This is a genomic window from Lacrimispora sp. BS-2, assembly GCF_040207125.1.
Classification (GTDB): Bacteria; Bacillota; Clostridia; order Lachnospirales; family Lachnospiraceae; genus Lacrimispora.
Map to the genome: position 1 here is coordinate 361675 of NZ_CP157940.1, position 13338 is coordinate 375012.

Sequence of the window (13338 nt, forward strand, 5' to 3'; positions counted from 1 at the left end):
GAATCTGCCTTTTTCAGTCCTTATAATAAACAGAGCTGGCGGTCCGAAGGTTTTTCTGTTTTCAGACACAATCCCCCTTTTGCTGTATGCTGTTTATTTTATAACAATAATGTTCGCGGTATGGGTAAAAGTACTGGAATTAAGGAGAGAAACCAGGTCATCTTTATGCGGAAAGCACTATAAACCAGTTCTTTTAAGCAAATTTGTATTTGGTGGTTTTGTCAATAAAGATAACAAAAACAAAATAAAAAACACGTATAGATATAACGCTTTCATAATAGACTTATAAATTATTGTATAAAATGCATAAAAAGTGGCATATAAAAATTCTATCGTTTATGATAAAAAACTAGTATTTTTAATTATTGAGAATAAGAGTTAAACTAGTATAAGAAACAATGTTAAAAAAATCACTAATAACAAGTAGGGAGGAAACCAAAATGAATCAATTTATTCAGTCATTGGTAGAACGTTCCAAAAAGGCACAACAGATTTTATGCACTTATGATCAGGAAAAGACAGACGAAATTGTAAAAATGTTCGCAAAGGTTGTTTTCGATCATGCGCAGCCGCTGGCAAAGCTGGCCGCAGAGGAAAGCAGAATGGGTGTATACGAGGACAAGATTACTAAAAATAAGGGCAAATCAAGAATTATCTGGAATTCGCTCAAAGGAAAGAAATCCATCGGCATCATTGGAAGAGATGAGGAGGCAGGTCTCATTGAAGTAGCAAAGCCCATGGGAGTCATCGCAGCTGCGACTCCATGCACCAACCCGGTTGTAACACCCATGTGCAATGCCATATTTGCAGTCAAATGCCAGAATACCATTATCATAGCTCCTCATCCCCGCGGCAAAAAATGTGCTATGGCGCTGGCAGAGCTTTATTATAAGGAGTTAGACCGCATGGGCGTTCCCAGAGATATCTTTCTGGTAATTGAAGAGCCTACCATTGATCTGACCACAGAACTGATGTCAGCCTGTGATGCAGTCATTGCAACCGGAGGTATGGGGGTTGTGAAATCAGCTTATTCCAGCGGAAAACCAAGCTATGGAGTTGGGCCTGGAAATGTCCAGGGACTGATTGATGAAGGGATCGATTACAAGGCAGCAGCAGGCCGTATGATAGCCAGCCGTATCTTTGATAATGGAATCATCTGTTCCGGTACCCAGAGCATCATTGCACCTGAAAAGGATTATGACTCCATTATCAGAGAGTTTGAAGCTCAGGGCGCTTATTATATCGATGATCCGGCAGTGGTAGCCAGTCTGTCAGAGGTCGTATTCCCGGGCGGCGTCATTAATAAATACGTGGTCGGACAGTCGGTTAAGACCATTGCAGGACTGGCGGGTATTTCCGTTCCTGAGGGAACAAAGGTCATTATCGTCAAGCCGGAAAGGCATGGTGCCGGTGTGGCATGGAGCAAGGAAAAGATGTGCCCCGTGATGGCGGCCTACAGCTATAAGACATGGGAAGAGGCAGTGCAGATTGCTTATGATAACCTTTTGGTAGAAGGAGAAGGCCACTCGGCAGATATTCAGTCTGATGATAAAGCACATATCGAATATGCAGGTGTGAAGCTGCCTGTAAGCCGTGTGGTTGTGAATCAGACCTGTTCCAGCATGGCCGGAGGTGCTTTTGCAAATGCATTGAACCCCACCACAACTCTTGGCTGCGGAAGCTGGGGGAACAATGCCATCAGCGAGAATCTATTCTATACTCATCTGATGAATAAGAGCCGTATCGCATTTGTCAGAAAAGATTGGAAACAGCCGTCTGATGAAGAAATTTTTGCATAGGAGAGCCCGTTTATGAAGGAAGTTATTTTAAAATCCCAGATTTCATATTACGAAACCTGTTCTGAATTCGCTGAGGATTTTAATCTGGGAAGCGATGATCTGGTATTGACTAATGAATACATATATAACCCGTATTTTGGTGCTATGTGCTTAAAGGTACATACAATCTTTCAGGAAACCTATGGTACAGGAGAACCTACGGATGTCATGGTAGATGCGATTTTAGAAGAAGCAGCAAAGACTGACTGCAAACGGATCGTCGCCATAGGCGGAGGTACGGTAATTGACATTGCAAAGATTCTGGCTGTGTCAGCCGGAGAATCCCTGGATTCTCTTTATAATGCGCCGGAGAAGATAGAAAAGAAACGAGACCTGGTGATTCTTCCTACCACCTGTGGGACGGGAAGTGAAGTAACCAATATTTCCATCATTAACCGGACCAGACTGGGGACTAAGGTAGGACTGGTATCTCCGCATATGTATGCGGATGATGCGGTGCTTGTACCGGAGCTTCTTAAGGGACTTCCCTTCGGGGTGTTTGCCACCAGCTCCATTGATGCACTGGTTCATGCAGTGGAATCCAGCCTTTCTCCAAAAGCCACCCCTTATACAAAGCTGTTTGGCTACAAAGCCATTGAGATGATTATCAGGGGATATCAGAAGATTGCGGCAGAGGGAAGGGAAGCAAGGATACCGATTATGAAGGATTTCCTGATTGCAAGCAACTATGCCGGAATTGCTTTTGGAACAGCAGGATGTGCGGCTGTTCATGCCACCAGCTATCCACTTGGAGGAACCTATCATGTGGCCCATGGGGAAAGCAATTACGCCATGTTTACAGGTGTTCTGAAAAATTATATGGAAATACGCCAGGATGGAGAAATTGCTGTGATGAACCAGTGTTTGGCAAGACTTTTGGGATGCGGTGTCCAAAACGTTTATGACAAGCTGGATGAGCTGCTCGGGACCATTCTTCCTAAAAAGCCTCTTCATGAATACGGCGTAAAACCGGAAGATCTTGAGGTGTTTACAAAGAGTGTCATGGAGCGGCAGGGAAGGCTTATGGCAAATAATTTTGTGCCCTTAGATGCACAAAGAGTCCTTAAGATTTACAAAGAGCTATTTTGATCTTAATGATGCAATCACACTTTACTCTCATCAAGTAAGTAGTGAAGCGGATTGCGAATATCCGATTGACAAGGCTGGAAGACAGTCTGCAAAGTTAAAAAAAGGAGAAGATGGTTATGGCATTGATGACAGGGGAAGAGTATGTGGAAAGCATGCGCAGAATGAAACTGAATGTTTACATGTTTGGAGAAAAAATTGATAAACCCATTGACAATCCGATTCTAAGACCGTCCCTTAATTCTGTAAAGGCCACTTATGATCTGGCTCAGATGCCGGAATATGAAGATTTAATGACAGTGACTTTAGAAGATGGGCGCAAGATCAACCGGTTTGCCAATATTCACAGAAGTACGGATGATCTGATGAAAAAGGTAAAGATGCAGAGACTTTGCGGTCAGAAGACGGCTTCCTGCTTTCAACGGTGTGTAGGTATGGATGCATTTAATGCGGAATGGTCCACCACCTATGAGATTGATAAAAAGCATGGAACCCATTATCACGAGAACTTCAAAAAATATTTAAGAATGGTTCAGGATGAGGATTTAACCGTAGACGGAGCCATGACGGATCCAAAGGGTGACAGGGGGCTGGCGCCTCATGATCAGCCGGATCAGGATATGTATTTGAGAGTGGTGGAGCGAAAGAAAGACGGGATCGTTGTAAGAGGTGCCAAAGCACATCAGACCGGTATTATCAATTCCCAGGAAGTAATTGTAATGCCTACCGTTGCCATGGGGCCTGATGATAAGGATTTTGCGGTATCCTTTGCGGTTCCAACGGATGCGGCCGGAATTACAATGATAATCGGAAGACAGTCCTGTGACACCAGAAAGCTGGAAGGAGGCCAGATCGATGTGGGCAACAGCGAATTCGGAGGAGTGGAAGCGCTGGTTGTATTTGACGATGTATTTGTCCCCAATGACCGTATCTTCCTGGATGGAGAATATGAATTTGCTGGTGTTCTGGTGGAACGTTTTGCAGGATACCACAGACAGTCCTACGGCGGGTGCAAGGTAGGAGTCGGTGATGTTTTAATCGGTGCAACCGCTTTGGCGGCAGATTATAATGGAGTGCCCAAGGCTTCCCATATCAAGGATAAACTGATTGAAATGACTCATTTAAATGAGACCCTGTATTGCTGCGGCATTGCCTGTTCCGCAGAAGGAACTCCGACAGAATCCGGAAATTACATCATTGACCTTCTGCTGGCCAATGTATGTAAGCAGAACGTCACCAGATTTCCATATGAGATTGCACGTCTGGCAGAAGACATTGCCGGCGGTCTTATGGTAACGGCGCCGTCTGAAAAGGATTTAAATGATCCGGTCATCGGCGGCTATGTGGAGAAGTACTTAAAGGGAGTTGAGGGAGTCTCGACAGAAAACCGTTTAAGGATTCTCCGTCTGATTGAAAATCTGACTCTTGGTACGGCAGCTGTGGGATACAGAACTGAATCTCTCCATGGCGCCGGTTCTCCCCAGGCGCAGAGAATCATGATTTCCCGCCAGGGCAACATTGGAAGAAAGAAAGAGCTTGCAAAAGCCATAGCTAAAATTAAGGATTAATTAAATAGAAGCTTGAATGTATGCGGCTTATTGAAGAGGAATATCCGCCATAAACATATGGGACTGGATTTATGGCGGATATTTTCATATCAAAATATTGTGTCAGGGAGGTTACATAAGTATGAACTGGAAAGAGATATATCTATCAAGACTTAAAACCATGGAAGAAGCCGTGCAGCTTATAAAATCAGGTGACCGTGTGGTAATAGGGCATGCAGTAGGGGAACCGATGAAGCTGGTTGACACAATGGTGGATTATGCGGTAAAGGCTGACTTAAGAGATATTGAAATTTTTCAGCAGGTGGATATGGGGCATTCTCTTTATGCACAGCCTGGTATGGAAAAGCATTTCAGAGAAAACAGCCTGTTTTTGGGAGCAAATACAAGAGACTGCGTAAACAGCGGCCGCGGGGATTTTACGCCATGTTATTTTTACCAGACTCCTTATTTTTACCAGAATGTAAAAAAGCCTGATGTGGTTTTGGTCACCTTATCCCTGCCTGATGAACATGGCTATTGCAGCTTTGGAGTATCCTGCGATTATACAAAACCGGCAGCAGAGGCGGAAGGGGCAAAGGTGATCGCTGTAGTGAATCCCAATATGCCAAGGACCATGGGAGACAGCTTTATCCATGTGAGCGATATCGATGTGATTGTGGAGGATGATACTCCGATTCCGGAGCTTGGGCTTCCCCGCATCGGCGATGTTGAGATGGCAATCGGAGAACACATCGCATCTTTGGTGCATGACGGTGACTGTCTGCAGCTTGGAATCGGTGCCATTCCGGATGCAGTTTTAAAATTCCTTGGAAATAAGAAAAATCTTGGCATTCATTCTGAGATGATTTCAGATGGTGTGATTGACCTTTATGAGCGTGGAGTAATTAATTGCAGCGCAAAGAATTTTAACCGGGATAAAATGGTGGTGTCATTTCTTATGGGAACCCGGAAACTCTATGATTTTGCAGACGACAATCCTGGCCTATACATGGCTCCGGTGGATTATGTCGATCATCCTACGATCATTGGAAGAAATGATAATCTGGTTTCCATTAACTCGTCGGTGGAAGTAAATCTCATGGGAGAGGCCTGCTCTGAGGCCATGGGTTTAAAACAGTTTTCCGGAATCGGCGGTCAGGTCGACTTTATCCGCGGAGCATCTTTTTCCAGGGGAGGAAGAGCTATATTAGCATTTCCTGCCACTGCGAAAAAAGGAACCATTTCAAAGATCGTGCCGTTCCTGACCCAGGGAGCTACGGTAACAACTTCCAGAAATGATGTGGATTATATTGTAACCGAATATGGAATTGCAAAAATGAAGGGTAATACTTTAAGAGAAAGGGCGCGTCAGCTGATCCGTATTGCAGCTCCTCAGTTTAAGGACGGATTGGCAGAGGAATTCGAAAGACGTTTTGCCGAAAAATATCAGGAGGTGTAGCTACGTGGACTGGAAAAAAATCTATGCTTCAAAGATGAAATCCCCTCAGGAAGCTGTAAAACTCATTCATTCAGGGGATACGGTGTTAATTGCTCATGCGGCTTCAGAACCGGATCTGCTTGTGAGCGCAATGGTTGATCATGCGGCTCAGGAGGATTTAAAGGGCATTCATATTGTCCAGCAGCATGATATGGGAGCCTGCAGGTTTTTTGAACCTGGAATGGAGAAACATTTTAAATACACATCCCTGTTTGTAGGCTCGCGCAGCAGAAGCTATATAGCAGACGGAAAGGGCGATTTCACCCCTTGTTTCTTCAACCGGATACCAAATTATGTAACACAGGTTAATTCTGCGGATGTATTTTTAGTAACCTTATCACCGCCCGATGAACACGGTTACTGCAGCTACGGCCTTTCCTGTGACTTTGCAAAAGAAGTGGGAGAGCAGCCGGGCACCAGGGTAATTGCAGCGGTCAATCCCAATATGCCAAGGGTTATGGGAGATAATTTTATCCATGTCAGCAAATTAGAAGCCATTGTGGAAAGCAATGAGCCGATTCATGAGCATGGCCGTCCGGTAATCGGAGCAGTAGAGGAAAAGATAGGAGAAAACATCGCCAGCCTTGTGCGGGATGGAGACTGTCTCCAATTGGGAATCGGAGCAATTCCGGATGCAGTTTTAAAATTCCTGGGGGATAAGAGGGATCTTGGGATTCATTCAGAGATGATTTCCGACGGCATCATAGATCTTTATGAAAAAGGGGCAATCACCGGGAAAAAGAAAAACATTGATAGGGGAAAAATGGTCATAACCTTTATGATGGGCACCAGAAGACTGTATGATTTTGTACACGACAATCCTGCCATTTGTATGATGCCGGTCAGCTATGTAAATGATCCCTTTGTCATAAGCCAGAATGATAATGTGGTATCCATAAATTCCGCATTGCAGATTGATCTCATGGGTCAGGTATGTGCGGAAGCCATCGGTCTAAAGCAATATTCAGCAGTAGGAGGACAGGTGGACTTTGTAAGAGGGGCTTCTGCCTCAAAGGGAGGCCGGTCAATCATTGCCTTTGGCGCTACCACAAAGGGAGGAACCATCTCTAAGATTGTACCGTTTCTGGCAGAGGGGGCAGCGGTTACCACCAGCAGAAACGATGTGGATTATATTGTGACGGAATATGGAATTGCCCATTTAAAAGGAAAATCCTTAAGGGAACGGGCAAGGGAACTGATAAAAATTGCGGCACCGGCCTTCCGGGAAGAATTATCAGGAGAATTTGAAAAGCGGTTTGGGGAAGTGCTTTTAGTGTAGTGAAAACAAAGGAGGGGATATATGAATATTATTATGATTTCTAATTTGCTGGAAACGCTTATGATTGTGTTTTTTGGCTTATCCTGGCCGTTTTCCATTCATAAGTCTTATGTGTCCAGAACTGCAAAAGGGAAAAGTCTTTCTTTTGAAATTTTCATCTGGCTGGGATACATATTTGGAATTGTAAGAAAGTTTTTGCTGTATGGATCATCCCCTTCAGGGAATGACTGGCTGTTTTTTCTATCCTGGTTCTTTTACTTTTTAAATTTTATTGAAATTACATTCGATATGTGGCTTTATAGCAGAAATGTAAGATTAGATAAAGAAAGAGAGCAGGGGAAGTAAGCCTTGCCTTTGCATCAGGAAAAGATTCGATTTGTGTAATTGTGGTATCCATAGTAACCTCCTTGGCATAATGGCCTGCCAATGCGGAGACAGTTTGCCAATGGAGATTGCTATATGAATATTTTATGAAAGAAGTGATGGTATGACTGCTAATTTTGAGCATTATAAAGTCTTTTACTATGTAGCCAAATACAAGAATCTCACCAGAGCCGCAAATGCCTTGGTAACGAGCCAGCCATCAGTTACATATTGCATGCAGAATCTTGAGAGCATGCTGGGGTGCAAGCTGTTTATACGATCCAGAAAAGGCGTCACGCTGACAGCCGAAGGAGAACATCTCTACAGCTATGTGGCTCCTGCATGCAAACAACTGATGCAGGGGGAAGAAACGCTGAGAGAATTGCTGGGAGAGCAGCATGACCATATCAATGTAGGGGTAACTCAGGTGGCTATGCGGTCTTACCTGGTAGAAAAACTGAAGGTTTTCCAGGAACAGTATCCTCAGGTGAAGCTTAATATCTTCAATTATAATACGAAGCAGACGCTCAGTGAACTGAAAGCCGGAAAGATAGATCTGGCGATTATCACAAACCCTATTGACTATGAACAGAGCTTAAAGGTAGTTGAAGTCAAATCCTTTAAGAGCATTCTGGTGGGTGGAAGGATGTATAAGGAATATGGGGAGAGGAAAATGTTCCTCTCAGAGGTAGTGAAGCTTCCTCTTATCACCATGTCCAGTACCACCACCACCTTTGGCTTTCTTCAGGAGTTCTACCGTTCCTGCGGCCTTACCATGCAGCCGGCCATTGAGGTGGCTACTATGGATCTTATTATTCCGGTTATCCGAAAGAATCTTGGAATCGGGTTTGTGCCGGAGGAGTTTGCCGGACCATTCCTTGAGGCAAAGGATATTCTGGAAATAAAGCTTCATGAACAGATTCCTGAGCGTAAGATCTGCATTGTCAGTGACAGCAACAGGCCCTTAGGCACTGTGGCCGAGGAACTGCAAAGCATGCTGGAATGCCAGAAGTAGTCAGGTTTTAGGAGGTGGAGATGGTAATTGGGATTAAGTACTGCGGGGGCTGCAATCCTGTATATGACAGGGCAAAGCGAGTCGGAAAATTAAGAGAAACAAATCCTGGGCATGAATACGTGACACCAAAGGGAGACGAAGTCTGCGATTATTGGGTGGTGGTCTGCGGCTGCAGCAGAAGATGTGCGGAAGTGAAAAATTTAAAAGCACGTTACAAGGTGGCTGTGGTATGGGATGAAGAAAGCTTCAGACAGATGGAGCAGGAGCTTTTAAAATCAAATGGGAAAACTCCCTCCCTGTCCCAGGAAAAAAGAATGCTGCATCTTCATGAAACGGCAGCGGCAAAGAGAACCATAACGAAAGAGGATATAGAAATGTTTGCCAGGCTGACTAAGGATGAAAGCAGGCTTCATCAGGATACACAGGTCGCTTTAAAAACTGGATTTGACAGACCGCCGGCTCATGGAATGTTCATTGATTCCCTGGTTTCCGCCCTTATGGGAACAAGTCTTCCCGGAAGCGGAACGGTGTACATGGAACACAATACCAGATTCATACGGCCGGTTTTTTGCGGGGACACGGTAGAAATTACCGTCCAGTTTGTGTCCTTTGAGGAACAGGAAAATTGTTACATCGGACTTTTTTTCGGTACCTGTAAAAATCAGCACGGAGAAAGAGTTCTTACAGTCAGGAGCAGGCAGATGATGATGAAAACATTGTTTGCCGTGGCAGGAGAAAAGGAGTGAGATTTTATGACAAATCTGGAGACTTACAACCGGTTATTTATCCGGGCTTTAAGAGTAAAGGAAGAGGACCTTCCTGGTCTGAAATACAGAGGAACCAATTCCTGGGATTCTTTGGGACATATGGATCTGATTTCAGATCTGGAGGAGACCTTTGATATCCATATCAGTACTTCGGATGTAATGGCTTTTTCATCCTACGAAAAAGGAAAAGAAGTTTTGGCAAAATACGGTGTTGTGATTTAAAAAAGGGGGAAGCCATTCATGATGGATTATGAAGGCATTCTGAGCAGGAAGCCGTTTTCCGCAGCAAAGGATGAGAAAAAACTGATGTACGGAGAATGGCTGACAGAATTGACGGATTATCACAGAAAACACTGCCCTTCATACGGACAATTGTTGAAACACCTTATGATTCGGGAACATGGTCAGATGAGAGAGGAAGAGATTCCTATGCTTCCGGTTGGACTTTTTAAGGAAATGGACTTAATCAGCATTCCAGGCGACAAAGTATTTAAGACCATGACTTCTTCCGGAACAAAAGGGCAGACGGTATCAAGAATTTATCTGGACAGGGATACGGCAAACTACCAGCAGAGGGCACTGGCAAATATTGGAGGAGACTTTTGGGGAGAGGAACGACTTCCCCTTCTGGTCCTGGACAGTCCGGATGTATTAAAAAATAGAAACCTGTTTTCGGCCAGAGGAGCGGGAATCCTTGGATTTTCCATTTTTTCCTCCAGAATCTGTTATGGGCTGGACCAGGATATGAACCTTGATATGGAAAGAATCAAACAATTTCTGGACCGTTATACGGGAAAACGGATCCTGATATTTGGTTTTACCTATATAATCTGGAAGTATTTCTATCAGGCCCTTGCAAAGTCCGGACAGAAGCTGGATATTCCGGAAGGAATCCTTATTCATGGGGGAGGATTTAAAAAGCTTGAGGATCAATCGGTTTCCCCACATGAATTTAAGGAGAGGATCAGGGAAGTGTCCGGGATAAAGGAAATTCATAATTATTATGGAATGGCAGAACAGACAGGCAGTATCTATATGGAATGTCCCCAGGGTCACCTTCATGCAAGCTTATATTCCGATATCATAACCAGACGGGTAAAGGATTTTGGCGTTTGTTCCCATGGAGAAAAAGGGATCATACAGGTACTTTCTCCCCTTGCCCTTTCTTATCCCGGGCACTCCATACTTACGGAGGATGAGGGAATCATTCTGGGAGAGGATGATTGTCCCTGCGGCCGTCTGGGAAAATATTTTAAAGTATTGGGGAGAATAAGCCAGGCTGAGATAAGGGGGTGCAGTGACACCTATGATGGATGATGTTACATATCTGGCAGGAGTAATCCAGCCAAAAGCTGAGCCGTTAAAACCTTTTTCAGAACCTGTTTTGGATTTTCTGGAAGAGCTTTCTGGTGAAATACGCAAAAGGAGAAGGGAGTTTGAAACGTACCGTGAAATCCCGGCTTTTGGGTTCTGGTTAAGAAGGACCCATATGGAGGAATTCCGGATGAGGTACGAGGATGGGAAACTTCGCATAGGCAGAGGCGTGATATTCCATATTGTTTCTTCTAATGTCCCCGTGTTGTTTGCCTACAGTATGGTCATCGGTTTATTGGCTGGAAACAGCTGCGTGGTACGGATCTCTTCCAGAAGCCGGAATGAGGATCAAAAGCTATGTGAAATAATTGACAATCTTTTGGGCCGGCCGGAATTTTCTTTGGTCAGAAACCGGATTTCTGTTTTTTCATGTAAAAGAGATAATGAAATCGTCAAATGCTGGCTGGAGGAATGCGATGGTCTTATGGTATGGGGAGGAGATCAGGCCATACAATCGGTCAGAGGAATGAAACTAAGACCGGATGCCGTGCAGGTCATGTTTCCAGACCGGTATTCCATCTGTATTCTGGATACCGAACGGATCGGAACGATTCCTGATGAAGGACTTCAAACGCTGGCATACGGATTTGTAAAGGATGCTTATGCCATGGATCAGAATGCCTGCTCCAGTCCTCAGTTTGTCATTTGGAACCAGGAAGAGGAAACGGAAAGGACAGAACAGATCCGCAGAAGATGGTGGAACGCCGTAAGGAAAGAAGCAACCGCTTATGAGTTAAACCCTCATAAGGCCACGAAAAAATATGAGACCTTATGTAGATATGCCATGATAACGGAGGAAATCTTAAGGATAGAGCAGTACGATAACCTGCTTTATACGGTCCTGCTTTCTAAAATTCCTCCAAATCCGGAAACGTACCGTGGGACCTGCGGATTGTTTTTTGAGTACCAGGGAGATTACCGGACGGCGGTCAGGCAATTGGCAGCCAGAAAGCTTCAGACGGTGACGTATTACGGAATCCGCAGGGAGGAACTGACAGATTATATTATAAATAACCATTTATATGGAATCCACAGGGTGGTGCCCATAGGGGAAGCCTTGAACATGGATCTTGTATGGGATGGGCAGGATCTGATTGAGATGCTGTCCAGGGAAATTGTCTGGGAGGAGTAATATGTGTCTGTTTCAGGAAGAAAAATCATACAAAGACCGGCTGCTGGCAGCAGATGATGCCGGACAGACGGTAACATACCGGGATCTGGATTTTTTTACAGAGGAGTTTTACCGGTATATCGGAGGAAAAAAACTGATTTTTATATTATGCCAGAATACCATTGGATCTCTCCTTGGGTATCTGGGCTGCTTAAAAACAGGGGTGGTTCCTTTGATGTTGGAAAAACACATTAACCAGGAGCTTTTAATGCGGCTGATCCGTGAATACCACCCGTCTTTTTTATACATACCGGAGGATTGTATTTTAAAGGCAGAGGAATGTGAGATCGTATGGAAAACACAGGGATACTGTCTGTGCCGCAGAAAGGAGAAGCTCTCACCTTCCCTTTACGGAGAGCTTTCCTTACTTCTGACTACATCAGGGAGCACAGGAAGTCCAAAGCTTGTGAGGCAGAGCGGAAGAAACATCGATGCCAATGCAGAGTCCATTTGCAAGTATCTTTCCATCCATGAGAAGGAAAGACCTGTTACCACACTGCCCATGAATTACACCTATGGATTATCCATCATCAACAGCCACGTGAAAGTGGGGGCAGCCCTTTTGCTTACGGTCCGCAGTATGGTAGAGCAGCCGTTTTGGGATTTTGTAAAGGAAAAAAAGGCCACATCCTTTGGCGGAGTTCCCTATACCTACCAGGTTCTGAAACGGATCGGGTTTCTCCAGATGGATCTGCCGGATTTACGGACCATGACACAGGCAGGAGGAAAGCTTCCCATGAACCTTCATAAAGAGTTTGCTTCCTATGCAGAAAAGACTGGAAAGCAATTTGTTGTTATGTATGGGCAGACAGAGGCCACGGCAAGAATGGGATATCTGCCCGCTGCAAAAGCAGTGGAGCGATGCGGGAGCATGGGAATTGCCATACCAGGAGGCAGGTTCTGGCTGGAGGATGATAAGGGAAAAGAAATCAAAGAACCGGATACCCAGGGAGAACTGGTGTATGAAGGGGAGAATGTAGCGCTTGGATATGCCTGCTGTCCTGAGGATTTAATAAAAGAAGATGAATGGAAGGGCGTTCTGCATACCGGTGATATGGCAAAACGGGATCAGGACGGTTATTACTACATCACTGGAAGAAAGAAACGTTTCATCAAAATGTTTGGAAACAGGGTCAATCTTGATGAAGCAGAGCGGCTGTTAAAGGAACATTTTGAAGGAATTGACTTTGCCTGTGTGGGAACAGATGACAATCTGGTCATTTATACAGATCACAGGGAGGAATCCGGAGAGGAGCTGATCCTGGAACATCTTTATCAGATGACAGGAATAAATTCCAGGGCAATAGGGGTCCGCCGGGTGGATAAAATTCCGAAGAACCAGTCCGGAAAAACTCTTTACAAGGAGCTTTTATAAGGAACGCAGCTTATGACATGGTTGT

Annotated in this window: 12 protein-coding genes; all 12 read left to right on the forward strand. The window is 44.6% G+C overall.

Annotated elements, in window-relative coordinates; translation table 11 throughout:
- The first annotated feature begins 440 nt into the window (after positions 1 to 440).
- The 12 genes from ABFV83_RS01710 (at position 441) to ABFV83_RS01765 (ending at position 13313) form a co-directional block, all read left to right on the forward strand.
- The gene (locus tag ABFV83_RS01710) at positions 441 to 1799 is read left to right on the forward strand and encodes an aldehyde dehydrogenase family protein (RefSeq protein ID WP_349947220.1); all 1359 of its coding nucleotides are present in this window, start codon (positions 441 to 443) and stop codon (positions 1797 to 1799) included.
- A gap of 12 nt (positions 1800 to 1811) precedes the next feature.
- Complete coding sequence (locus ABFV83_RS01715) at positions 1812 to 2927, forward strand: 4-hydroxybutyrate dehydrogenase (protein ID WP_349947221.1); 1116 nt, start codon at positions 1812 to 1814, stop codon at positions 2925 to 2927.
- Positions 2928 to 3043: 116 nt separating this feature from the next.
- A complete protein-coding gene (locus ABFV83_RS01720; protein WP_349947222.1) occupies positions 3044 to 4492 on the forward strand; it encodes a 4-hydroxyphenylacetate 3-hydroxylase family protein in 1449 nt (482 codons plus the stop codon).
- Between the two features lie 121 nt (positions 4493 to 4613).
- Positions 4614 to 5930: an acetyl-CoA hydrolase/transferase C-terminal domain-containing protein gene (locus tag ABFV83_RS01725; protein WP_349947223.1), complete on the forward strand. Its 1317-nt coding sequence runs from the start codon at positions 4614 to 4616 to the stop codon at positions 5928 to 5930.
- A 4-nt stretch (positions 5931 to 5934) separates the two neighbouring features.
- Positions 5935 to 7248 carry an acetyl-CoA hydrolase/transferase C-terminal domain-containing protein gene (locus tag ABFV83_RS01730; protein ID WP_349947224.1) on the forward strand — a complete coding sequence of 438 codons (1314 nt, stop codon included), beginning with the start codon at positions 5935 to 5937 and terminating at the stop codon, positions 7246 to 7248.
- A gap of 21 nt (positions 7249 to 7269) precedes the next feature.
- Positions 7270 to 7593, forward strand: a complete 324-nt coding sequence (locus tag ABFV83_RS01735) for a hypothetical protein (RefSeq protein ID WP_349947225.1) — start codon at positions 7270 to 7272, stop codon at positions 7591 to 7593.
- A 142-nt stretch (positions 7594 to 7735) separates the two neighbouring features.
- Positions 7736 to 8626, forward strand: a complete 891-nt coding sequence (locus ABFV83_RS01740; RefSeq protein WP_349947226.1) for a LysR family transcriptional regulator — start codon at positions 7736 to 7738, stop codon at positions 8624 to 8626.
- Between the two features lie 20 nt (positions 8627 to 8646).
- On the forward strand, positions 8647 to 9372 hold the full coding sequence (locus tag ABFV83_RS01745) for a MaoC family dehydratase (RefSeq protein ID WP_349947227.1): 726 nt from the start codon (positions 8647 to 8649) through the stop codon (positions 9370 to 9372).
- A 6-nt stretch (positions 9373 to 9378) separates the two neighbouring features.
- Entirely contained in the window at positions 9379 to 9615 is a 237-nt protein-coding gene (locus ABFV83_RS01750) for an acyl carrier protein (protein ID WP_349947228.1), read from the forward strand.
- A gap of 18 nt (positions 9616 to 9633) precedes the next feature.
- Positions 9634 to 10710, forward strand: coding sequence for an acyl-protein synthetase (locus ABFV83_RS01755; RefSeq protein ID WP_349947229.1), 1077 nt, complete (start codon positions 9634 to 9636; stop codon positions 10708 to 10710).
- Complete coding sequence (locus ABFV83_RS01760) at positions 10700 to 11899, forward strand: acyl-CoA reductase (protein ID WP_349947230.1); 1200 nt, start codon at positions 10700 to 10702, stop codon at positions 11897 to 11899. Before ABFV83_RS01755 ends, ABFV83_RS01760 begins: the two co-directional genes overlap by 11 nt.
- Before the next feature lies 1 nt (position 11900).
- Complete coding sequence (locus ABFV83_RS01765; protein WP_349947231.1) at positions 11901 to 13313, forward strand: AMP-binding protein; 1413 nt, start codon at positions 11901 to 11903, stop codon at positions 13311 to 13313.
- The last annotated feature ends 25 nt before the right edge of the window (positions 13314 to 13338 follow it).